This window comes from Pelagibacterium luteolum (assembly GCF_900100665.1).
GTDB classification, from domain to species: domain Bacteria; phylum Pseudomonadota; class Alphaproteobacteria; order Rhizobiales; family Devosiaceae; genus Pelagibacterium; species Pelagibacterium luteolum.
In genome coordinates, this window is the sequence record NZ_FNCS01000024.1 from 1 (window position 1) to 21,122 (window position 21,122).

23 protein-coding genes are annotated in these 21,122 nt (G+C 56.6%); 8 read left to right on the plus strand and 15 right to left on the minus strand.

The features are described from left to right. The coding region (locus BLR31_RS19460; protein WP_176762779.1) for a helix-turn-helix domain-containing protein at window positions 1-224 on the minus strand (224 nt) is incomplete at its 3' end. A gap of 224 nt (window positions 225-448) precedes the next feature. Between BLR31_RS19460 and BLR31_RS19465 the strand changes: the two genes are divergently transcribed. From BLR31_RS19465 to BLR31_RS19495, 7 genes are all read left to right on the plus strand, one after another. Further along, complete coding sequence (locus BLR31_RS19465; RefSeq protein ID WP_090599537.1) at window positions 449-739, plus strand: TOBE domain-containing protein; 291 nt, start codon at window positions 449-451, stop codon at window positions 737-739. A 115-nt stretch (window positions 740-854) separates the two neighbouring features. Beyond that, the gene (locus tag BLR31_RS19470; protein ID WP_090599540.1) at window positions 855-1,721 is read left to right on the plus strand and encodes a TauD/TfdA dioxygenase family protein; all 867 of its coding nucleotides are present in this window, start codon (window positions 855-857) and stop codon (window positions 1,719-1,721) included. Between the two features lie 16 nt (window positions 1,722-1,737). Then, window positions 1,738-2,391 carry an RraA family protein gene (locus BLR31_RS19475; protein ID WP_090599543.1) on the plus strand — a complete coding sequence of 218 codons (654 nt, stop codon included), beginning with the start codon at window positions 1,738-1,740 and terminating at the stop codon, window positions 2,389-2,391. After that, window positions 2,388-3,248: a carbon-nitrogen hydrolase family protein gene (locus BLR31_RS19480; protein WP_090599546.1), complete on the plus strand. Its 861-nt coding sequence runs from the start codon at window positions 2,388-2,390 to the stop codon at window positions 3,246-3,248. Before BLR31_RS19475 ends, BLR31_RS19480 begins: the two co-directional genes overlap by 4 nt. A 48-nt stretch (window positions 3,249-3,296) precedes the next feature. After that, window positions 3,297-4,664: an MmgE/PrpD family protein gene (locus tag BLR31_RS19485; RefSeq protein ID WP_176762780.1), complete on the plus strand. Its 1,368-nt coding sequence runs from the start codon at window positions 3,297-3,299 to the stop codon at window positions 4,662-4,664. 208 nt (window positions 4,665-4,872) lie between these two features. Beyond that, window positions 4,873-5,946 carry an ornithine cyclodeaminase gene (locus tag BLR31_RS19490; protein WP_176762781.1) on the plus strand — a complete coding sequence of 358 codons (1,074 nt, stop codon included), beginning with the start codon at window positions 4,873-4,875 and terminating at the stop codon, window positions 5,944-5,946. Beyond that, complete coding sequence (locus BLR31_RS19495) at window positions 5,939-7,261, plus strand: MmgE/PrpD family protein (RefSeq protein WP_176762782.1); 1,323 nt, start codon at window positions 5,939-5,941, stop codon at window positions 7,259-7,261. The genes BLR31_RS19490 and BLR31_RS19495 overlap by 8 nt, the downstream gene beginning before the upstream one ends. Before the next feature lie 166 nt (window positions 7,262-7,427). On the opposite strand, the gene BLR31_RS19500 is transcribed toward BLR31_RS19495, so the two are convergent. The 14 genes from BLR31_RS19500 to BLR31_RS19560 form a co-directional block, all read right to left on the minus strand. Next, window positions 7,428-8,864 (minus strand): amidohydrolase family protein, encoded by a 1,437-nt coding sequence (locus BLR31_RS19500; RefSeq protein ID WP_176762783.1) that lies wholly within the window; start codon window positions 8,862-8,864, stop codon window positions 7,428-7,430. Further along, complete coding sequence (locus tag BLR31_RS19505) at window positions 8,803-9,276, minus strand: winged helix-turn-helix domain-containing protein (RefSeq protein ID WP_244505156.1); 474 nt, start codon at window positions 9,274-9,276, stop codon at window positions 8,803-8,805. Before BLR31_RS19505 ends, BLR31_RS19500 begins: the two co-directional genes overlap by 62 nt. Before the next feature lie 424 nt (window positions 9,277-9,700). Beyond that, the gene (locus tag BLR31_RS21845) at window positions 9,701-9,877 is read right to left on the minus strand and encodes a ribbon-helix-helix domain-containing protein (protein ID WP_176762784.1); all 177 of its coding nucleotides are present in this window, start codon (window positions 9,875-9,877) and stop codon (window positions 9,701-9,703) included. Between the two features lie 60 nt (window positions 9,878-9,937). Beyond that, entirely contained in the window at window positions 9,938-11,254 is a 1,317-nt protein-coding gene (trbI, locus tag BLR31_RS19510; RefSeq protein WP_090599566.1) for an IncP-type conjugal transfer protein TrbI, read from the minus strand. 12 nt (window positions 11,255-11,266) lie between these two features. Beyond that, the gene (locus tag BLR31_RS19515) at window positions 11,267-11,725 is read right to left on the minus strand and encodes a hypothetical protein (RefSeq protein ID WP_090599569.1); all 459 of its coding nucleotides are present in this window, start codon (window positions 11,723-11,725) and stop codon (window positions 11,267-11,269) included. 2 nt (window positions 11,726-11,727) lie between these two features. After that, window positions 11,728-12,543: a P-type conjugative transfer protein TrbG gene (trbG, locus tag BLR31_RS19520; protein WP_090599573.1), complete on the minus strand. Its 816-nt coding sequence runs from the start codon at window positions 12,541-12,543 to the stop codon at window positions 11,728-11,730. Window positions 12,544-12,565: 22 nt separating this feature from the next. Further along, window positions 12,566-13,225: a conjugal transfer protein TrbF gene (gene trbF, locus BLR31_RS19525; RefSeq protein ID WP_090599576.1), complete on the minus strand. Its 660-nt coding sequence runs from the start codon at window positions 13,223-13,225 to the stop codon at window positions 12,566-12,568. Window positions 13,226-13,259: 34 nt separating this feature from the next. Beyond that, the gene (trbL, locus tag BLR31_RS19530; protein WP_090599580.1) at window positions 13,260-14,555 is read right to left on the minus strand and encodes a P-type conjugative transfer protein TrbL; all 1,296 of its coding nucleotides are present in this window, start codon (window positions 14,553-14,555) and stop codon (window positions 13,260-13,262) included. Continuing rightward, window positions 14,552-15,331 carry a P-type conjugative transfer protein TrbJ gene (gene trbJ, locus BLR31_RS19535; RefSeq protein WP_210183958.1) on the minus strand — a complete coding sequence of 260 codons (780 nt, stop codon included), beginning with the start codon at window positions 15,329-15,331 and terminating at the stop codon, window positions 14,552-14,554. Before trbJ ends, trbL begins: the two co-directional genes overlap by 4 nt. Next, window positions 15,321-17,744: a conjugal transfer protein TrbE gene (locus BLR31_RS19540; RefSeq protein ID WP_090599587.1), complete on the minus strand. Its 2,424-nt coding sequence runs from the start codon at window positions 17,742-17,744 to the stop codon at window positions 15,321-15,323. Before BLR31_RS19540 ends, trbJ begins: the two co-directional genes overlap by 11 nt. A gap of 1 nt (window position 17,745) precedes the next feature. Next, the gene (locus tag BLR31_RS19545; protein ID WP_090599590.1) at window positions 17,746-18,045 is read right to left on the minus strand and encodes a conjugal transfer protein TrbD; all 300 of its coding nucleotides are present in this window, start codon (window positions 18,043-18,045) and stop codon (window positions 17,746-17,748) included. An 11-nt stretch (window positions 18,046-18,056) separates the two neighbouring features. Continuing rightward, window positions 18,057-18,398, minus strand: coding sequence for a TrbC/VirB2 family protein (locus BLR31_RS19550; RefSeq protein WP_090599593.1), 342 nt, complete (start codon window positions 18,396-18,398; stop codon window positions 18,057-18,059). Beyond that, window positions 18,388-19,374 carry a P-type conjugative transfer ATPase TrbB gene (trbB, locus tag BLR31_RS19555; protein ID WP_090599597.1) on the minus strand — a complete coding sequence of 329 codons (987 nt, stop codon included), beginning with the start codon at window positions 19,372-19,374 and terminating at the stop codon, window positions 18,388-18,390. Before trbB ends, BLR31_RS19550 begins: the two co-directional genes overlap by 11 nt. Before the next feature lie 7 nt (window positions 19,375-19,381). Beyond that, on the minus strand, window positions 19,382-20,002 hold the full coding sequence (locus tag BLR31_RS19560) for an acyl-homoserine-lactone synthase (RefSeq protein ID WP_090599601.1): 621 nt from the start codon (window positions 20,000-20,002) through the stop codon (window positions 19,382-19,384). A gap of 135 nt (window positions 20,003-20,137) precedes the next feature. On the opposite strand from BLR31_RS19560, the gene BLR31_RS19565 reads away from it, so the two are divergent. Next, window positions 20,138-20,878 carry a helix-turn-helix transcriptional regulator gene (locus tag BLR31_RS19565; RefSeq protein ID WP_143009461.1) on the plus strand — a complete coding sequence of 247 codons (741 nt, stop codon included), beginning with the start codon at window positions 20,138-20,140 and terminating at the stop codon, window positions 20,876-20,878. Window positions 20,879-21,122: the final 244 nt, after the last annotated feature.

A 21,122-nucleotide genomic window follows, 5' to 3' on the forward strand; every position in this document is an offset into this window, starting at 1 on the left:
AGCAGCGATAGGATCAAAACCTTGCAGGCGTCGATGCGTCCAGATCGACGATCACCTCCCAAGGCCTTGGGAAGAGGCGCTCCCTGATCACGCTGGCGCGCCCTCCAGCGGCTCACACTTGCCGCACTGACACCAAAGCGTTCAGCTGCCTGGCGATGGCTGAGCCCGCTGGCCACGGCGGCAAGAACACGCGTCCGGAGATCGAGTGACAAAGCTTTCGACATGTCCGCCGGCCTCCTCACCCGGCAAACATGATGAATCAGAAACGCGTTGATTTGGGAACCCGCACCGATTCATTCAGCTCGGGTGCCGCTCTAGCGATATCTATCGCAAACCAGCCACGACCTTCGTCGCTGACTTCATTGGAAAATCCAACATCTTTGACATCACCCCAATACGGGAAAGACAAGGAGAAGCCCGAGTTCGCCTCGAATCCGGCCTTGAACTCATGATCGACAATGAATGCGCACGTGACGGGGAGAGCCGGTTTTGTTGTATCCGTCCCGAGGCCATGAGGTGGTCCGGGAGTCGGATCGAGAGCAACGGATCAACAAATGTCCTCGATGTTTACATCACCAAAATTGTCAATCTTGGCGCCTATCTTGAGGTGTGGGCAATGCACGCGAGCGGGACCGTCTTTAAAGCGCTGATCAGCGCGGGGCGCGCAACCCATCTCGCCATCGGCGATGCGATCCAACTCACGGTCGATCCCAAGGCCATCCAGCTGCTGGCTGCGTGACTGATTAATCATCCCAGCACATAAATGTACTCCAATTGATATTGGATAGTCTCATCTGGATGGGCCTATCCTGGCTGTGACCCACCCGCTCGGGTCACAGCCAAGGAGACCAGTAATGCTTGTCAAAAACCAGATCACCTCGATCCAGCATGCAAGCAATGTTTGCGCTGATGTCGAAGGGTTCGACTTCGAAAACTATACCGCTCAAGATATCGCAAAGGTGCGTGCGCTTTGGTTGCAGCACGGGGTTATACGGTTCCGGCGCGCCAATATCACGGACGCCCAGCAAGTGGCGTTTTCGGCCCATTTCGGTGAATTCGTTATCCACCCAAAACAGCTTCAAGAAGGCGGCCATCCCACCCATCCGGAAATTTTGGTGATCAGCAATGCCATGAAGGACGGCAAGCCCAGCGGGGCCATGGGCAACAGTGAGGCTACATGGCACACCGACACGTGGTTTTACGAAAAGCCTCCCGCTGGCGCCATCCTGCGGGCTATAGAGGTGCCAGAAAGCGGTGGGGACACCTATTTTCTGTCCACCTACAGCGCTTACGAAACGCTTCCCCGGCATTTGGAACAGGCAGTCGCCGGGCGGCAGATCTTCTTCCAAAACGTCTATGACAAGACCGGTAAGCTGCGCCTGGGCCAAACCGAACCGTGCTCCGAAGACTTTCGAGAGTGGAAGGGCATCGTTCATCCCCTTGTGCGCAGCCATGGCGAGACCGGCCGCAAGGCGCTTTATCTCGGCGGAACGTCGCAAGGGGCTTGGATTGTCGGCATGCCGCTTGATGAAAGCACCGACCTTCTCGCGCAACTGTGGGACCATACGACATCGACCGACGAGGTCTTTGTCCAACAGTGGAACGTGGGCGACATCATGATGTGGGATAACCGGTGTACCATGCATCGCCGGGATTCATTTGATCCCCAGTCCATCCGCATCATGCACCGCACAACGACAGCCGGCGAACGCCCGGTCTAACGTCAGTACACTCATCATGGAAGACTTCTACCGTGTAGCGCGCATGACAGCGCAGCTCGATCCTCATCTTATCGACCGGCTCGCTGATGTAGAGACGGCGACAATCGGCCACTTTGAGCCCCTTGGATTTCTCGATGCCGCTATTCGGCCAGTGTTCCCAGCAAAGATCGCCGGGCGCGCCATGACTGTTGCCGCGCCCGGGCGGGATGGCCGCATCATCTATGCCGCGATCGATAGGCTTACCCCAGGCGATGTGTTGGTCATCGCCCGCGTTGATCAAGACGACATCGCCTGCGTTGGCGGGGGCGTTACCGCGGCCGCCAAGGCAAAAGGGGCCGCAGGCATAATCGTTGACGGTCCGTGCACCGACCCAACAGAGATTGTCGAAAACGGCCTGCCAGTCTGGTGCAACGGGGTTTCGGCGAAGACCACGTCACGCACCATAGCGATCGGGGGCGCACTCAATTTCCCTATCGCCTGTGGGGGAGCGCCTATCCTTGCCGGCTACTGCGTCCTTGCCGATGACAGCGGAATCTTTGTGGCTGAGGCAAGCCATATGGCGGCAGTCACTCAAAAGGCACTCAAACGCCAAGAGCTGTCGAAAGCCGTGCGGGCACACCTGGCCGCCGGACGATCCATATTTGATTTCAAGCAGGAGCATGACCAATGAAGGTCGCCCTCATACAGATGAATTCCCAACCCGATCGCGCACATAACCTTGCCCAAGCGATAAACCTTATGAAACAGGCGGTCGTGATCGAGCAGCCCGATCTGATCGTTTTGCCTGAACATTTCGACTGGTCAGGCGGAACGCCTGAGCAAAAAATAGCGGCGGCAGATCTTATGCCTGGCGGAGAGGCCTATTCCGTCCTCTCAAGTTTTGCAGCCGCTCATGGCATATCCATCCACGCCGGAAGCATGCTCGAAAAAGTGCCCGGGCAGGACAAAATCTTCAACACCACCGTCGTGTTCAACGATCAGGGTGCAGAGATCGGTCGGTACAGAAAGCTGCACCTGTTCGATATCACCACCCCATCGGGTAGACGATATGGCGAGTCCGATACCGTCGCTCCGGGACGGAACCTCCTTGTCTACAATCTGGGCGGTTTCACCATCGGCGCGGCCATCTGCTACGACCTCCGCTTTTCAAACCTGTTCTGGGAACTTTCCAAAAGGCATGTCGATGTCATCGTTCTGCCTGCGGCGTTCACAGAGGAAACGGGCAGAGATCACTGGGAGACCTTATGCCGATCGCGGGCAATCGAGTTTCAATCTTATTTTCTCGCGTGCGGACAATGGGGGCCCTACCCCAGCGTTGATGGGGAAATCCGTAGTTGTTTTGGTCAATCGCTTGTGTGCGATCCTTGGGGCGGCGTTACGGTGCGCGCTCCGGACGGTACTGGCTGGGTAACTGCGGTGCTTGATCGCGCCGAAATCGAGAAAGTCCGCGCCAGGATCCCCATGCACCAGCACCGGCGCGCACTCGCCGAGTGCACGCGATGCGTCGAGGCAAGAGCGCCGATCTAGCGTCCCCTTCCGCGACACCTCAACCATATGCGAATGCCGGGGAAAACCATGGATTACGCCTCTATCCGTCTTGGTCAATTCGTCTCACGATTAAACAGCAATGATCTGCCCGAAACTGTGAGGGTGAAAGCAAAGCTTTGCCTTCTGGATGCCGTGGGATGCCTTTTGGGTGGACACCAGACACCAGTGGGCAAAACGATCTCCCACTACGCACAATCCATACGTCCGATGGCGCCGTCAAAAGGTGTCAGACGCGGTCATCTCGATCCAGCGACAAGCGCTGCATGTCATGCTCTATTGATCAACGCGCTCGACTACGACGACATTTTTTGGAAGGGCCATCCGGGCGCGACAGTTAATGGTGCTGTGCTTTCGGTTGCCCCCATCCTTAAGAGTTCGGGTCAGGACATGATCCAAGCGATTGTTGCTGGCTATGAGGTAAGCGGCCGCGTGGCCATGTCATTTGGACACACCTCGCCTCGAAAAAGAGTACATGGTCACGGGACCTGGCAGACATTTGGTGCAGCGGCGGCAACGGCAAAACTGCTTGGTCTTGACCCAACTCAAACGGCCCATGCATTGGTCATCGCCGGTATCAACGCGCCAGTGCCATCGGTGATGAAAACGGTGTACGGCGAAAGCCCAAGTATGGCGAAAAACAATTTTGCCAGTGCCGCTCACGCGGGCGTTTCCGCAGCGTTCATGGCAAAGGCCGGAATGGAAGGCCCGCTGGACGTTTTTGAGGGCGATACCGGGTTCTGGACGATGGCCGGCGCCGAGGAAAACAACGCTAAACGGCTCGCGGGAGCCCTTGGTAGGCATTTCGAAATTACCGACGTCGGCTTTAAGGCGTTCAGTTGCTGCCGGATCATTCAGGCCTGCGCTCAGGCGGTAAAGGAAGCGTTTGGTGGTCTTGAGAAAAAGACCGCGCTCAGTGACATTGAAATGATCATTGCCGCCGTGCCCGAAATTGCGTGTGCGCCACCGTTTTCAACGCCTCGTCCCGAAACGATGTGGGCAGCCCAGTTCAGTGTTCCGCACGCAATCATAGCCACTTTGCTCAAAATTCCGCCAGGGCCCCAATGGTTCACACCACAAACGTTGGCACGCGCTGCGAACCACCCCCTTACAAACAAAATTCTTCTGCGGCCCCGGCGCGCGAGCCAATATCACGGGGCGGATATCTCACTCATGCTTGGTGAAAATCTGCTTGGGGGGGCGTCGGTTCTTATCGCTACAGGCGAGGCGGCAGTCCCACTCTCGACCGAGCTTCTGACCGAAAAGTTTTCGCGTCTCGCAACACCTGTTCTCACCGCCGAACGGACAAATGACGCGGTAAGAGCGATTTTAGGCCTCGAGCAGGCACCAACTCCCGATGCTCTGGTGGCAGCTATAGGTGACGCGCTCATCTGGTAACAGCCAGCATGCCGTCCCTAAGCGATAATACCAGGAGCGCACGCCCAGGCTGCCCACGCATAAGGCACTTCCCTCTGGCCCAATGATGGGGAGATGGTTCAAAGATAAACTTGCACGTCGATCCAGTCGTGCGATTTCGACAAAGCTTGGCTTTTATCGCTGCCGAACAAGGGTCACCCTGAAGGAGACCCTTCGAGGACGAAACGCCATGCAAGCCAGTCTAGAAGCAGTAGTTCCGCTCACTATAACAGCAAAAGATATCGCAGAATGGGAGGGCTATCTCGAGCCCCATGACTTGCACGCGATCGCGCGTCAGATGTGGCACGATGTCAGTCGCGGGCGCACATCCGGGAAAAAATCAGTCCTATACCCACCCCATGACCAGCTGAGGATCAGTCCGCAATACTCAGCCGTGCTTGATAGCCTGGTTGGCGAGAGACTGGCATGGAAACTCTCCGCGCTCACGGCGGTTGGTCCCAAATATGCAGCGATTAAAATTGTTGGCGCCAATGCACTGAACCGTCATTTGGGCCTAGAGCGGTCGCAATCGACAATCATGCTGTTTGAAAAATTCTCCATGCGGCCCTTGTGCCTCATGGCAGGATCCCAGATCTCGGCCGCACGCACCGGAACCTACGCTTCCATTGTGGCGGAGACGTTTTTTCAAGCCTCGGAGCGCTTTTCGGTTTTCGTGTTCGGCGCGGGGCCAATAGCGAAATGGGTGTGTCTTCAGCTGGCGGCAATCAAAGGTAGATCAATTGAGCATTTGTTTGTGCGCGCACATTCCTTCACTTCGGCGCAACGCCTGGCAAAAAGCCTAACGCACCTCCCCTTCCCCATAACGCCCGTTGTGGACACCAATGGATTGGGCACCGCCAAACTTGTTGTCACCGCGACAAACGCCCGATTTCCTGTCTTCGCCCAAGGCGCGCTCAATGAACAAGCGGTTGTTTTGCACCTGGGCGGTGATGAAACGCCAACTGGTTGCATTAAGGACATGCTGGAACGCGGCATGCTTGCCTGCGACGACATTGAGATGGTCTCAGAGCGGGCGTCATCATCCCTGGCGCAGTTTTGCGCAGATGGACATGGCTCGCTGCAGATGGTGGCAGAACGCTGGGGCGTAAAAGGTCTCGCTGACCTGATAAAGGACAAAAGCCTCATTGATCGTCCCGCTCACATTACGTGCGTGGGCCTGCCAAGCCTTGATCTCTACGTCGCTCAGCACGTTTATGAGGCGTTTGTCTCTCGTTGCGGGCCAACGGCGCAGTGCGATGACTGACTCCCTGAGCAATCAGCTCGCCCAATGGGTGCTGACCTATGATGAAAACCATCTTTCCGATGAGGTAATCGCAAAGGCACTGGACTGTGTCCTCGACAGTGTCGCGTCCGCGCTTGCGGGCCAATCGGCGCTATCTGCAGCGGCCGCACGAGGCAAGACCGGCGTGCTCTTTGGTCACGGAAAATCGAAAATCTGGTTCAGTGACAAATCTTCAACGCTCGCCGGCGCTGCGTTCTGCAATGCTATGGCAGCGTCTTCACTGGATCTCGATGACGGTCACAGAAGTGCTCGGGGCCACCCAGGCTCCGCCATAATACCAGCAGTGCTGGCGGTCGCCGAGGGAAGAGGATTAACGGATCGCCAAGTGCTCGCTGCGATCGCAATAGGGTACGAAATCTCGGTCCGAATTGCCCGAGCGCAAAATCCAGCAATGATTAAAACGCACCAGTCGGGACGGTGGGCTGGATTTGGGGTTGTCGCTGCGTGCGGCCGCTTGCAGCAGCTGACCTTAAATCAATTGGCCAACGCATTTGCGATTGCAGGTGTGTGGGCGCCCAACCAATTGGCAAATGGAAGCTCGGGGTATGCAAATGAGACCGGGAACTGGGCAAAGGAAGGCATCCCTATCAGCGTCTTCCAGGCAGTGACCGCCATTCACTTGGCCAGAGATGGCTTTACCGGGCCGACAGATCTTTTCGATTTTGAGACGCACTACACGAGCGCGGAGCTTTCGTCTGTTCCAGACGCTCCCAATGGAATTCTTGCCACCTATTTCAAACGGTATGCGTGTTGTCGCTATATTCATCCCGCCCTTGATGCGTGGCAACGCCAGTTTGGCTCCAGATCCATCGACGTCGCACAGATCGTGACCATTGAAGTGCAAACCTTTGCATGGGCCCTAAAGCTATCCAACAAGGTCCGGCCTGATAGTTTGGTCGATATCCAGTTTAGTCTGCCCTACTGCCTGGCCATGCTGATCCTTTTCGGGCCCCAAGCCCTTTTGGAGTTGAAAACGGACATGCTTTTCAATGACCAGGTGTCCGCATTGGCCGGCAAAATCAACCTGACAGTCCGCCCCGAGCTGGATCGTCAGTTTCCCGCAAAAACACTAGCCCAATTGAGTGTGCGTACCCGGTCAGGCGACAGACTTGCATCACCACCAAGCGTTCCGCCAATTGTATTGGAGCGAGGGGAACTTGAAGAGAAATTTTACGCCATTGCGAAGGGCAAAATTTCGCACAAACGCGTCCAGGCTCTTATTTGCGCTCTAACGGCCGAAAGGACCTCTTTAAGTGTGCTCTACAAATACCTTTAGCGGTGACACGGGTAACCCTATCGGTGAGCGGTGACGTTAAGTCAGGACTATCTCCCTCTATGCCAAGGCTTTAGCACAACCGCCTGCACCTCCAGTCGTGCATGACTGTCGGAACGCCGTGAGGGGCGGCACCCTATAGTCGTAACTCTTCGCCGAGCGTCTGGTGTTAGCCAACGACGATACCGTCTCGGACAACAATTTTACCGCCGATGAGCACATGGCGTACGCGTCCCAGGTTCCTGCTGTCAGCAATGACGACATCGGCCCGCTTTCCTATCGTCAATTGACCTCGGTCGGCAAAATCGGGAAAAAGACGCGCCACGTTTCCGGTCGCAAGCGCCACGGCCTCAGCCATGGCCATCTGGCCCAATCTGACTATACGGTGGATCGCTTCAAGCAAGCCATCCCAATGCCCGCCCGCATAATCGGTTGAGAGAATATCAACCAGGCCGGCGTTGACCAAAGCATCTAGGTTATCTGCACTGTTTCGCCAGCGCGTCGTGATGGTGTCGAGCGTGCAGGCCTCAATTGCCACCCCCAGAGATTTGAGTTCAGTTGCAAGTTGAACCGATTCTTGAGGCGTAAAGGATGGATGATTGCAGTGCGCCGCAATCAAGCATGCTTCGGGATATTTTTGAGCCAGATCGACGACAGCGCGAGCTGAGGGCGCCGCGGTGTGAAGAAGCGCGGGTAGCCCGGTCTTGCTCGACCAGTGTGCAAGTTCCTCAAGCCCTTTCAGCGCCTTGCCCACGGAGGGCAAGACAGTGCTCGACATGACCGCGGCGATAGAGTGCGCGTCATGGGTTTCAACCAGCCCCAATTGCTCGCACAGCGTGACGAAATCGCTCCAGGGTGCGCGATCCTTGCCCATGAGATCTCGACCGAAAAGCATGTTTTTTAGCCTGCCTGCCGTATGAGCATCAAGCGAAACACCGGTGTGTTTCAAGATGGCCGCGGGAATGAATTTGTAGTCCTGGGCACCACCACCCAGTGTTTGGCCGCCTCCCCCCTCCCCTAATCCAACCGCACCCTGTTCGATCGCCGTAGTGATGCTCGCGCTCAGGTGCTCGGCTAAAAGTCCCGTCCCATCCACAGCCAGAGCCGCTGCTTTCGAAGCCGGTGTATGTGCACTCGTCCATCGCACATCGATAGGATGGGTCCGCTCTGCACGCGATCTGGAAAGGCTAAAGCCGCACACGTTGAGCAACGTTGTGGTGCCGCCCAGAAGGTGCCGGTTTTTCTGGTACTCGATATCGTGATCTCGAGAGGAGATGGAGCCACTCGGCATGAGCGGACCCGACATGCAACCGTGAGCGTGAGCATTAATAACGCCAGGTAGTGTCATGGCGCCTTGCGCGTCAAACAGTATGGCCTCGTCGGGAGGGGCATGCTCGTAACGCCCCGAGCCGATTTCGCTTATGTGACCGTCTTTAATCTCGAGATATCCAAGAGGAAAATGGCTGTGTCCGTCTCCGGTAATAATCGCGCAATTGTCGATGATCAGATGCGAACCGCTTCCAAACCGAGGCCGAGCTGTTCTGCTAGCGGTCATCGAACATATATCCAGCGGAACGCACCGTGCGAATGCGGTCAGGGCCGCCACCGGTGAGCGCGCGGCGCAATCGCCCCACATGAGCGTTCACCGTTCGCGTGTCGACGAACCGTCCCTCGTCCCAACCAGCGCTGATCAGCGCCTGCCGAGCCACGACCTGCCCCGCATTTTCCATCAAATGGCGTAAGAGCCTAAATTCAATCGGGCCAAGGTGAATTTCCTTGTCCTGTCGTGTCACACGATGCTGGCGTGGATCGAGAGTGATTTCGCCGGCCCTCAAAAGTGTCCTGCCATCGCTGGGCGTATACGCATGACCTTTGCGCCGCGCGATCGCTCCAAGAAATCCGATGAGCTTGCTTGGTGACATGGGCCGCACGAACGTTTCGTCGATACCTGCTTTGATGAGGTCGATGTGCAAATGCTCAGCACCGGGCCCGATCAAAGCGACAGTCAAAATTCCCAAAGGCACAGCTTCTTGCTTTAAGCGGGTGCAAACCTCGAATGGGAGCACCTCACCAGGCCGACAGTCCAAAAGGATGGCGAGAGGACTGAGTTCGGCGCTAAAGTGCAGGACCTCCTCGGCGCTGCTTGCAAGTGTGACCCCAAATCCGGACTCCTCCAAAATATGGGAGAGCAGCAAGTAGAAATCAGCGTCAGTTGAGGCGATCAACACCCATGTCAAACTTGCTTTCCTCCGCGGTCAGTCCGCCACCAGCAATGTGAGCGTCGCGCAAATATGGGGCGATTGCCACTGGGGAAACCCGAAGCCGTTCAGACAGATTTTTAAATGATGACGAAGTCGCTAGCGGCCGAGCTCAGAGCGCGATCATGCACGAAAACGTCGGCGGCTATCACCCTGGAAGGGGACGCTGCCGCGCATCGCGGCTCTATTTCGCGCCGTCCCCCCCGTTCGCCTCAAGATAGCCTTTCGCCAAGAGCCAGTCGCGAAGGATGAAGCGCATTGCATCTTGTCGCGTGCCGTTGGTCTGCGAATTTTCCGCGATAAAGGCTTCAAACCCTTGTGCCAAATCCTCGGGTACGCGAAAGGTGATTTTGGACTGCATAGGAGTTCCTGTGCCTGCGCTAGACAGACTTTGAGACGGTGTTCCAAACCATAGGGCGCTCTAGGGACCGTAAGGGATTGGAAAGGTGATGTCGCGCTCAACGAAAATGTTGAACCGGTAGCCCGAGCGTATTTCAAGGGTCGGCGAAACGTCCAGACTACGGGATATCGTTTGCTCGGCCACGCGACCAAAACTGTCGGCAATGTTTGATCGCCCCGTCGACCAGAGATCACCGCCTTGACCGGGATCAGGGCGCGGAGACGCAAGATCAAGGCCCGTCCCCAGTAGGGCAGTCAGTGCTGCAGCTCCAAAAGTCTCGAGATATCGATTGTCGACCCGGTCGCTAAAGCCCCTGCGCCCTGCGCCGTCCATCCCGCTCATGTCGCCCAACTCGAGTGTTGTACCGTCTGGAAATACGATATCAGACCAAACGGCATAAACGCGGGTCTGCCCAAAGCCCACATTTGACTCGTAGCGGCCGACGAGCCTTGACCCCTGCGGAATGAGAAGGTGGTGGCCCGTGGCACTGTCGTATACATGCTGGCGCACTTGAGCACTGATGGGACCCGGGAGATCTGAATTTATCGCCGAAATGAGAGTGGCTGGGATAACCGAACCTCGCGCCAACGCGAAGGGTGAAGCATGGGCCGGCACCAGGCTGTCATCGTTTCGGTCATAGACGGTGCCCTGCTCACCTGGCCCTCCATTGAGCGCGCTATCGTGCAAAAAGTCCATTTGCTGAGCAAGTCTTGCCCTGATCGCCTCGCTTAGGATTGCGGACCCATTTTGAGCTGAAATGCTTGAACCGGCATGGGACAGGAGCGAACCGGCCTCTGACGCTGTTTGCCGGCCCTCGATCGCGCTCAAATCCACCGATAGCGGGCTGGACGCTGCTGTGTGCTGGGCCTGAAGTGAAGCGAGATGTTGGCGGTTTCGCTCTCTGAGCTCGGCCTCTGCGAGCTCGCGCGCTAGAGCGTCCTGCCATCCTTCGTCCCTTTGAGATGTCTGTGAGAAGCCGATCTGCTCGACCTCTCGTGACCCCTCAAGTTCGGGTGCGCCCTGGAAAGGATTTGAATTGGCAGGCAAGGGTGGCTCAAAAGCCGCCGGCGGCTCAGCCCGCGGCAGGTCCTGGCGCGGAGCTTCGACAATCCCAGGGCGCACGCCCTCGGTCAAAGCGTCCGCCAGATCGGAAGCCGGCATCCCGGGCGCATTTGACGGGCTCGAGTTGGCGCGCCCACTCCCCCGGTCAGATAATCCCCAAACAACCACGCTCGAAAACACGATGAAAAGGGCCACAACCACTATAATCGGCAACCGATTGACGCGGCGCAGATCTGAACCGTTGGACGCTTGGCTGTTGAGATCGAGTGAACTCATACGATCCCTCGCCTAGCTGGCCGCTCGACGCAGGATCGATATGGGCGTGATGGGGTCCACCCCAAACGGTGTCACCGCGTAGGCGCGCGCCATTTCGAGCTCGGGTGTTGTGATGCGGACAAATATCTCCTCGCTTTGCCCTGACACACTATATGCGATCGCAAAAACATCTTCGCTCGCAATGTTGGACGTGACGGCAAAGCCATGAGCTCGCAAACGGGCGTCTAGAGCAACAGACATAGCCGAGTTGTCTGTATGCAAAGCGACTGTCGTTGTGCCCGGCCCTAGATTTTGAGCAATTTGGTCCGCCATGTCGCTGGCAATAACCGTCGCGGCGGGCTCGCTGAGCGCAAGCGCGTCGATACTCGAACCCGCCTCAAAATATCCACCTCCCGTTGACGTACATCCTGCGAGCCCGAGTGTGACAAAGGCCAGCGACAAGAGCGGTCCTGCCGAATTGAAGATCGCCACGGCTAGCTCCTTCGCTCGATTGAAATGCGCTGTTGGTTTGGCCCCACACCGCTCAATAGGATCGCTCGGTCAACGAGGTAATCAACGATTATCATCGTGCCCTGGAGGCGGTAATTTACGATCTGCTCCTCACCATGGTCTTGGATGAAAAGGACCGGGGCGTCCCCACTTGCAAGATGGCTCGGGAACTGGATGTAGGTTTTAACGCCGTCGGAATACACGCGGGTTGGTTTCCAGCGGGCAGATCCGGTCACCGAGAAATCAAAATTGAGATGTTCAGCGGGTAGACCGGCTCCAGGAATGATGCTGTCCCTGAGCCGCTGATTGGCGATGTCTATGCTCTGGCGGATCTCTTCAGGATATGAGAATGCCACTCTCGCCATATAGTCGCGTTGGCCGGACTTGAGCGCGATGTGGTAGGTCCTGCGTGAGGTGGTGACCACCATAGAGGTCTCGAGCCCAGGCTCTGCGGGCTTGACCACGAGATGGACGCGTTGCCCTTGGGGCGAGCCTGACGTTGCAACCTCGATCTGCCAACGCACCGTATCTCCCACAAGTACGTCGTTCACAACCTCGCCGGCCTGAAGTGCGACCTCGCACAGATGGAGCGGCGAGCAGATCAAGATGGGTTGAGACTGGCCATAGAGGTAATTTACCGCACCGTCTGCGCCATGGGTTACGATGGCAGCCCGATCTTGCCAACGCTCCGAGATATCAATCGCTGTGTGGCCACTTGACCCATCTGCAAAAGCTACACTCGGCATAAGACTTAAAAGCGCCACGCCCAAATCGCGCAGGTGCAAATGTCTCGCAATCATCACTAGATCTCCGAAATGAGGGTCAGAGTTGTGCCGTCCATTCAAAATCGGCCAGATAGAGCCCGATCGGGTTAAGCCGGATGATGGCTTCGTCTTGGGGCGGCGAGAGAACAACGGTCGCAATGCCACGCCACCGACGGTTGGCAGCCTCCCGTCCTGAGCGATCACGTTCGATTTCGGTCCAGTCGATCTGGTAGGTCTCACCGGACAGCGCTACGACGCTGTTGACTTCAACCGAAACTGTCCGTTCGCGCGCAGCGTCAAATGGGGATTGGTTGCGAAACCAAGCGCTTACCTTCGCCGTGGAGGGGTCCTGGCGGCGAAGCAGGGCGTAGGTGCGATTAATGTAACCCGTCTGAACAACCGTATCGGGTGTGACCGATCTAAAGTTTGAGACCCATTGGCCCAGCATGGCGCGAACGACGCGTTCGTCGGCATACTCGATTTGCCCGGGAAACCCACCGAGGACTGCATTGGCGTGCTGATCGACTTCCACGATGTAAGGTACAAACTTTACTTGGGTCGACTGATAAAGGGCATATCCGAAACCGATGATGGCCATCCCCATCGCCAACATGGCCACAACTCTCCACGCCTCAGCTGCACGGACATACTGGCCATATCGTTCAGACCATTCCTGGCGCGCCGCGATATATGGGTTCTCTGGGACGGCCTTTGCCATAGTGTGCCCTTGAGTTGGGTGTGTGTAGGAGTGCTCAGGTGCTACCGGACGAGCGTATAAAGGTCGGCTGCGCGTCACGAAGCTTCTGATTGGCCAAACCCAAAGTCGTCCCGCTACGGGCGCCGGGGAGCCCCACCATCTTGTCACCCGCCGCAGAGGCAAGCGAACCGCTCACGGCGCTCAAGGCAGCTTTTGATTGGCGCGCCGGCCCTTCCCCTGCTGCCTTTGAGTGTCCAGCGGCTGTGGCTGCGCCCTTCGCAAGGCCGCCAATCCCTAAGCCGGCCCCTGCCCCTAGCGCGGCAAATGTTGCAAGCTGGGATCCTGAGCGCAGAGCTTCGTGCCCGGTTGATGTCGAAACGCCCTGGACCATGCCCTGGATAATCGTCGGAACCTGAAGCGCAATCATAAAGACGACGATCGAGATGCCCCCGATCGCGAGGGCCGTCATGATCTGCTCCTCGCCGGTAAAGTCCGCGTTTTCGGCGAGACCAATCAAAATGTCCGAGCCGATCTTGGCTATCATCACCAACCCCATAAGCTTCATGCCGACCGAGAAGGCATAGACAAGATATCGAATGGCAAAGTCTTTGGTGTATGACGAACCGCCCAGCCCCAGCATGATCATCCCGGCAAGCAGCCCGACATACATTTCAGCAAGAACAGATACGAAAAGGGCTGACACCAACGAAAAGCAGACGACAACGATCGCCATTGCTATGATCGACGCCATGCCTAAAAGGTTGTCTTCCCAAAGACCAAAACGAACGTTCTCACCGAGCTTTCCAGCAACGCTTATGCCAGCGTTGAAAACTCCAGAGGGCGACGCAGAACCGCGTTCAGAGCCTAGAGCGAACAACGAGTCCACGATCGCCCATGCGAAATCGGGACCCGATTGAAGCACGAACAAGAAAAAGCCGATGAACAAAATCCGTCGGACCAATTCGGCAAACCATGCCTCAATGGCTGGTGCCTGTATGGCTAACCATACCGCGGCGATCCCAACTTCGATGCTCGCAAGCGTCCAAAAAAGGCTTCTTGCAGCCGAAAGGACCTGAGTTTCCCAGTCTCGCGTCGCGCTTACGATCTGATCTTCAAGGCTCTCTAACAATCCGCCATCAACTTGCGCAAAACCGACCTGAGGCGCGAGTGCGACACCGAACGAAATGGCAATGAAAATCAGGCGGGCGCCCTGCCCCCCTGCCCTCGCGCTGGTTTGGCGGTGGCAAAGCGCAAAATGGCGTGGTTGCACCTTGCGACAGCAGCTTCGCTTGATTGATCTGCCCAACGAGCGCGTATCTTGGCCGCTCGTGGGTTTTGCTGTCACCTTCATCGGCCCAAAATCTGCATTTGGCGCCCCTCAAGCGCGGGGAGCGTTGCGCTGAAAAACTGGTTGCGGCGCGCTTGGGCGAGGTCTGATTGGGTCTGCTCGGACTGGTACCATGTGCCCATCATTACAGTTTGCTGTGCGATAAGGGCGCGCAGTTTCTGGATTTGCGCCACCTGCTGGCTGGCGATTGCATGTCCCGTCTGAAGAGCTTGCATTTGGCCGCTCGCAGACGCTGATTGAGCGTGCAGTTGAGAAAGGGTTTGAGATTCAGACTCGAACTGCTGCGCGGTTAGTCCCGCAGACGCGAGCGTGCCAGCGATCGTGTCGCGATTGGCCTGGGACCAACTGGCGTACTCACCAGAAAAATCGTGACCGTGGTTCAATCCGGTCTCAAGACTGGCGTAGCTTGGAAAGCGTTGGGCCAATACATCGTCAAGCCCCCCAAGCGAGAAGGCAATGCCCTCCCCTTGAGCCACTATGCGCTGCAGCAAATTGAGATCACCGACGGCGTTGCCCCAGATGTTTTCTGGTAGCCGTTCTAGATTTTGAAGCATGACTTTGTACTGATCGAGCTGATTTTCGATCTGGGTCGCCTGATGGGATATTTGTTCAAGATTTTGCGCAACCTGCTCCATATTGGTTCCTGCGAGCTCGACCAATTGGAGGTTGTTGAGAATTTGGGTCCATTCCGTCGCCCCGCCAACTGCGATGCCGGCGGATCCAGAATGGGTTGAGAGCGCCCAAAAGATGACACTCGCCATTGGCGATTTAAGTCGCATGGCTGACACCCCGGGCGTGGAGCCAATGTGTGGGCCATGCCTCACCGTGCGCCGCCCGCAACGCCGTGATTTGTCTGATGTCGGCTTTGCCAGATGCACCGACAAACGCCAGTGCAACCGGTCCCAGCGCCATATTGAAAAGTCGGCGCCCCTGGGGCGATGCGACGTAATAATCTTGCTTTGGCGTTGCCGTTGCAATGATCTCTATCTGACGCTCGTTCAATCCCAATCGCTCGTAAAACCTACGGCTATCGCTGTCGCGGGCAGCACCGTTCGGAAGGCAAATTTTTGTTGGGCAGCTTTCTTTTATGACGTCCATAATCCCGGAATCGGCGGCGTCCGAGATCGACTGTGTCGCAAGCACCACGGCACAATTTGCTTTGCGCAACACTTTGAGCCAGTCGCGTATCTTGTCGCGAAATACACCGTGGCCGAGCACCAGCCATGCCTCATCGATAATGATCAGGCTGGGGCGACCATCCAAGCTTTTTTCTATGCGGCGGAACAAGTAGAGCAGCACCGGGATAAGGCTTCTGTCGCCCATGTTCATGAGCTCTTCAATTTCAAATGTTTGGAACGCACTAAGCTCAAGGCCGTCATTTTCGGCGTCAAGCATCAATCCCATGGGGCCGTCTAAAGTGAAAGGCTCAAGTGCTTGTTTTATAGCTTCTTTTTGAACACCCGACACGAAGTTGGAGAGGGAGCGGTGCCGCGATCGTGTCATCAGCGTGATGTGATGGTGGATAGCATTCCTGGAATCGGGATCAACAATGCCGCCTTGTAATCGGATCAAGGTTTCGAGCCATTCCACGGCCCACGCGCGATCCGCACCCGTCTCCAAGTTGGACAGTGGTGCGAATGCGGGCGCTTCATCACTTCCTAAAGCGTAGTGATGTCCACCCACGGCCGCAGTCAGGCCATATAGTGACATGCCTTTGTCGAACGCAAAGATCTGGGCATTCGCGTAGCGCCTGAATTGAGCTGCGATAAGCGACAGCAATGTCGACTTACCAGAGCCCGTGGGACCGAAGACCAATGTATGGCCGACGTCGTCAACGTGAAGATTGAGACGGAACGGTGTGGATCCCGAGGCCAGTTGGGTCAATGGCGGCGAGTTTGGAGGATAATATGGGCAAGGACACTCCCCCTCCCCGGACCAGACAGCGTTGAACGGCAACATGTCAGCAAGGTTGCGGGTATGGATTAGGGGTTCGCGAACATTTGCGTACCAATTGCCTGGCAAACTGCCCAGATATGCTTCAGTCGCATTGAGGCCCTCTATCCGGGCGCCAAACCCTTCGGCCTGGATCTGTTGACGGATCTGTTCGCAATGGACGTCCAGTCTCGAGCGGTCAGTGTCGAACACGATAACGACTGGAGTGTAATAGCCGTATGCAACCAGCTGGGAATTCGCCGAGGCAATTGCGTCTTCACTTTCCGAGACCATAAGGGCCGCATCTTGGTCCAACGCCCCAGCATTGGACTGAAAAAGCTGGTCCATGAAGGGTCGCACCTTCTGGATCCATTTTTTTCTGGTCCGCTCGAGCTTTTGACGTGCCTCCAAAGGATCAAGAAATATAAAGCGAGAGGACCAGCGATAGGACAGCGCCATCAAGTCCAAGCTGTTTAAAATTCCTGGCCAACTTTGCGCTGGGAAACCGTCGATCGATACGACCCCGATGTAGCGTCCATCAACCATCGGTGTGAGCGCATGGTGAAACTCAGCAGTCGCCAGATAGTCGAGATACATAGGAATATCAGGCAGCCGGACGGGATGATTTTCGCCCGATATGCAAAAACGCGCGAACTGTAAAAGGTCATCGTACTGAGCAGGACTTGCGCCGGCGCGCTCGCTGACCGCGCGGGTGCGCATCCTCTCTAACGCGATGAAATTACTGATGTATTGTTCAAACTCGCCAATCGCGCTTTTGAACTTTTCGAGTGTACGGTCAGCGGTAGTCTGATGACGGGAGTGGTGGTCTGAATAAAGGTAGCGCGTTATCTCCTGTTTTCTCACTTGAGGTTCTCGATACGTCAGTGTGAGCGCATGTTTGCTCTCAAAATGACCATCTGCGCGCTCAAAATGTGCGCGTCTTTCCTCTTCGATCAGAGCGCTCACAGGGTCGGGAAAGCTGGAGAGGTCGCGTGCCGGATAGCTCTGTGTCGGCATACGTATGGCGTCGACGTGAATCATCCAACCCGAGCCTAACCTCGCCAAAACGGTGTTGAGGAGTCTGGAGACCTCGTTGCGCTCAATGTCGGTCGAACTTTCGCTGTCGGGACCCGCATAGTACCAGCCAGCCATCAGCGACCCGTCTTTGAGAAGCATGATGCCGTCGTCCACGAGCGCCGCGTAAGGCACAAGTTCGGCAAATGACGCCTCTCTATGGCGGAAGTGGTTTAAGGCGAGCACACTACCTTCCTCTCCAAGGCGATGACGTTGGCCTGTAATGGTTGCGATAGCGAATGTGGCGCCCGTAGACGCGACGCATGAAAGGATCTTGTTTGGCCATCATGCGTAGAGCCGCAATGATCCCGATCCAGAGCGCCAATCCCAGAAGTGCCGAGAGCACTGTGAGGACCACGAAGATCAAGATTACGGTCAATAGGCCGGTTATAAGGACCAGCTCGCGATCTGCCCCAAAAAGGAGATTGGGACGCGAAAGCGCGCGGTGAAGGTTTGTGCGCACGAGAGCATCGGTTGGATCCGTCATCGTCCGCCCCCCTAGGCGCTGTGGGCATCTGCTGGAAGAGCGACGATTGCAGCGCCAGACGCACCAAAAAGCGAGACAATCTGTGCCGCACCCAGCAAGACCCCTGCAACCAACACAATAAAGACCAGCCGGCGCGCGAAGTCGTTGAGCTCACCGCCAAAGATTAGCATCGCACCCGCTATGGCGACTGCTGCTAACGCAATGGCGCCCGCAACCGGTCCGGTTATCGACTGTTGAATTTGCTCAAGCGGCGCTTCCCAGGGCAGCCCGCCCCCTCCCCCAGCCATTGCGGGCTCGAATGCGACAAATATCGTCGTGGAGACGACTAGAATGGATAGCGTTCTATGCAGCATGATCGGACCTTCGAGATTGTGGGCTAGGCGTGTGACTCAGGGTGCGGGTGTCGAATTGGCCGCTGGCGGCGCCCTGAACTTCGATGATCTCGCTCACGCGGCGGCCCTCAGGCGCACGCTCGATCGCAATGACAAGATCCACTGCCTCTCCGATCACAGATCGCATCGTTTGGACCGACACTTCTGCAACCAACTGTTCTAGCCGGATCAAAGCGGTGCGTGCCGAGTTTGCGTGCAGAGTTGTGACGCCGCCTGGGTGACCTGTGTTCCAAGCCTTCAAAAGCGTAAGAGCCGCTCCGTCGCGGACTTCGCCTACGATAATCCGGTCAGGCCTTAGTCTAAGCGTTGTCTTGAGCAACTGGCTCATATCAACGGTGTCGGTCGTATTCAGGCAGACATGGTTTTCTGCGGCGGACTGGATTTCAGGAGTATCCTCCAAGATCACGAGGCGATCATGGGGCGCAAGCGCGACAAGTTCCCCAAGAAGCGCGTTGCAAAGCGTGGTCTTCCCGCTTCCCGTGCCGCCAGCGACCACAATGTTCTGTCGAGCGCGGATGGCCCCACGGAGAATTTCGGCCTGCCGATCGGTCATGATCGCTTGCTCGACATACCGTGCTAGGCTTATCGCAAAAGGTGCGCGTTTTCGTATGGTGAACGCTGCACGCGCCACGGCCGGAGGGATTAGGCCCTCAAAGCGATGTCCGCCGATCGGTAGCTTACCTGAAATAATTGGGCGCGCTGTGGTCACGACGCTGGAGAGGAGATGGGCAACGGCGCCGATGACGAGTTCGCTGTTCTCCGCAGCCATTGTGCCTGCGTAATCCGCGCTCGACCCCATACGTTCGATATAGACGCGGCCATCGGGGTTAACCATAATTTCGACCACCGTTGGATCATCAAGCGCTGCACAAATTGTGGGGCCGAGGGCAGACCGAACACTTTCGGTTAAGCGATTGAGAGCATCTGGATTTATCATGATGCGCTCAGGCAGACGCCGAAACAGAGCCGATTGCTCTAGCATCAAGCGCGGCGGCCTTTATTGGATGCGCTTGCGCGGCCGCGATATCGACCTGACCTACAACTGCCATGGTCTGTTCTATGCGCCGCGGCCTGCCGAGGCGTTCAAACGGGACATTCAAGCGGCGCAGCAGGCGCTCGATGCCGACATCGGTCACGGTCACAATAGCTTTGTAGCGGTGAAGGGCCGCCCATCCGATCATCGCCGATATCAGCAAGCCCGTGGCCTTGCGGCCGCTCGCATCACCGCTCTTGAAACGCAGGGCTTCGGTATCGATGCAAAATCGGCTGCTTTCGACTGCCGCACGTGTGCAAATCGGCGCGGAACTGTCCAGGAGATCGGCAAAGTGAGATGCGACCATTGTGGACTGTGAGAAATCTAAAAATCTCGCGCAGCCAACAACGTGTTTATCGGACGTGACGAGTATGTATCTGGCTTTGAACGTGTCAAACTCGTCTCTTTCGATGCCGTGATCGGCATTTACCGACCAGCCGAGACGCTTTGAAAAGATCTTGGCACGCAACTGGTACATTTTGGTGAGCAGTTCAGTGTTTTCGCTCTGGCCCGTGATCACTCTGACTTCCATTTCTAGTCCCCTCAATTACGATTAGGGAAGCTAGCGGCGAATACTTGGGTAGTGTACTTCGGGATTCCGAAGTGAACATTGGAAGAGAGGTGGGCCTATCCTTCGAGGTCGATGCAGTAATCGGTCGGAAACAGTTTGGGGACGAACATGAGACGAAACGAACGCGAAGGACCGAGTTGGGACGAGCTGCGCGACTGGCTCAGTGTTGCTTCGGATGACCATGAAACGCGCGCGGCGCTCCGCCGGTTTGCGAGAGGACACGGTTTTCGCTGGTTCACCTATCTTTGGCTGCAGGACACAAATATTCGAGGAATTTCCAATTATCCCTCGGATTGGCAACGGCGCTATCTCACCCAGAAGCTCGCGTTGATCGACCCGATCGTGACTCTGGCCCGGCACGCCAACAGTGCCTTTAGCTGGTCAAACGGATCGAACGTACTGGCGCATAGTCGCCAGCAGGCCCAGTTTATGCGTGATGCCGGTCAGATCGGCATTCGATTTGGCTATACCATCCCAATCAAAGCCGGGTACGGCATGCGTGCCGCCCTAACACTTTCGGGTCCCGATGCGCCAAGTGAGAATGTGCTCACCGCGGACCAATTTTATGCATTATCCGCCGGTGCATTTCTCCACGGGTACCTCGAGCGCTCGAGCGTCACGGCATTTGACGCGCCAGAATGTCCCCTCACCCACTACCAGCTCGAATGTCTTTCGTGGTTGGTACAAGGCAAAACCAACAAGGAGATTGGCATAATACGCGGCGTCACCGAACGCGCCGTCGAACTTCAGCTGAGCGCCGTAAGAGAAAAATTGGGGACCGTATCGACGATCCAGTCGGTAGCAATTGCCGTCGAACGCAAGTGGGTATTGGCATAGCGCCCGTTCGCTCTGAACCCCAAAGGTCACGTGACAGGCAGCAGAGGACGGTCGGTAGATTCGCTGAGATATGTCGGGAAGGCGCCGATCACCAAGGAGCACTACATGCAGGTATTGCCCGGTCCGCACATTCTTGTCAGCCGACAAAAACGGTAAAAATGACAGTCAAATCAATACCGTAGCGCGCGTTCTAACGCGGTGGCGGTTCAAGCCGCGGATTTGGGATTAACGGTGCATTAACACA

Bases quoted from the DNA above. Each gene is read 5' to 3' on its own strand.
- BLR31_RS19490 (WP_176762781.1), top strand. From the start codon at position 4,873: ATGCAAGCCAGTCTAGAAGCAGTAGTTCCGCTCACTATAACAGCAAAA.
- trbG (WP_090599573.1), bottom strand. From the start codon at position 12,543: ATGATTGCGAGACATTTGCACCTGCGCGATTTGGGCGTGGCGCTTTTA.
- BLR31_RS19545 (WP_090599590.1), bottom strand. From the start codon at position 18,045: ATGACGGATCCAACCGATGCTCTCGTGCGCACAAACCTTCACCGCGCG.
- BLR31_RS21845 (WP_176762784.1), bottom strand. From the start codon at position 9,877: ATGCAGTCCAAAATCACCTTTCGCGTACCCGAGGATTTGGCACAAGGG.
- BLR31_RS19550 (WP_090599593.1), bottom strand. From the start codon at position 18,398: ATGCTGCATAGAACGCTATCCATTCTAGTCGTCTCCACGACGATATTT.
- trbL (WP_090599580.1), bottom strand. From the start codon at position 14,555: ATGAAGGTGACAGCAAAACCCACGAGCGGCCAAGATACGCGCTCGTTG.
- trbF (WP_090599576.1), bottom strand. From the start codon at position 13,225: ATGGCAAAGGCCGTCCCAGAGAACCCATATATCGCGGCGCGCCAGGAA.
- BLR31_RS19470 (WP_090599540.1), top strand. From the start codon at position 855: ATGCTTGTCAAAAACCAGATCACCTCGATCCAGCATGCAAGCAATGTT.
- BLR31_RS19495 (WP_176762782.1), top strand. From the start codon at position 5,939: ATGACTGACTCCCTGAGCAATCAGCTCGCCCAATGGGTGCTGACCTAT.
- trbB (WP_090599597.1), bottom strand. From the start codon at position 19,374: ATGATAAATCCAGATGCTCTCAATCGCTTAACCGAAAGTGTTCGGTCT.
- BLR31_RS19560 (WP_090599601.1), bottom strand. From the start codon at position 20,002: ATGGAAGTCAGAGTGATCACGGGCCAGAGCGAAAACACTGAACTGCTC.
- BLR31_RS19480 (WP_090599546.1), top strand. From the start codon at position 2,388: ATGAAGGTCGCCCTCATACAGATGAATTCCCAACCCGATCGCGCACAT.
- BLR31_RS19465 (WP_090599537.1), top strand. From the start codon at position 449: ATGATCGACAATGAATGCGCACGTGACGGGGAGAGCCGGTTTTGTTGT.
- trbJ (WP_210183958.1), bottom strand. From the start codon at position 15,331: ATGCGACTTAAATCGCCAATGGCGAGTGTCATCTTTTGGGCGCTCTCA.
- BLR31_RS19485 (WP_176762780.1), top strand. From the start codon at position 3,297: ATGGATTACGCCTCTATCCGTCTTGGTCAATTCGTCTCACGATTAAAC.
- BLR31_RS19475 (WP_090599543.1), top strand. From the start codon at position 1,738: ATGGAAGACTTCTACCGTGTAGCGCGCATGACAGCGCAGCTCGATCCT.
- trbI (WP_090599566.1), bottom strand. From the start codon at position 11,254: ATGAGTTCACTCGATCTCAACAGCCAAGCGTCCAACGGTTCAGATCTG.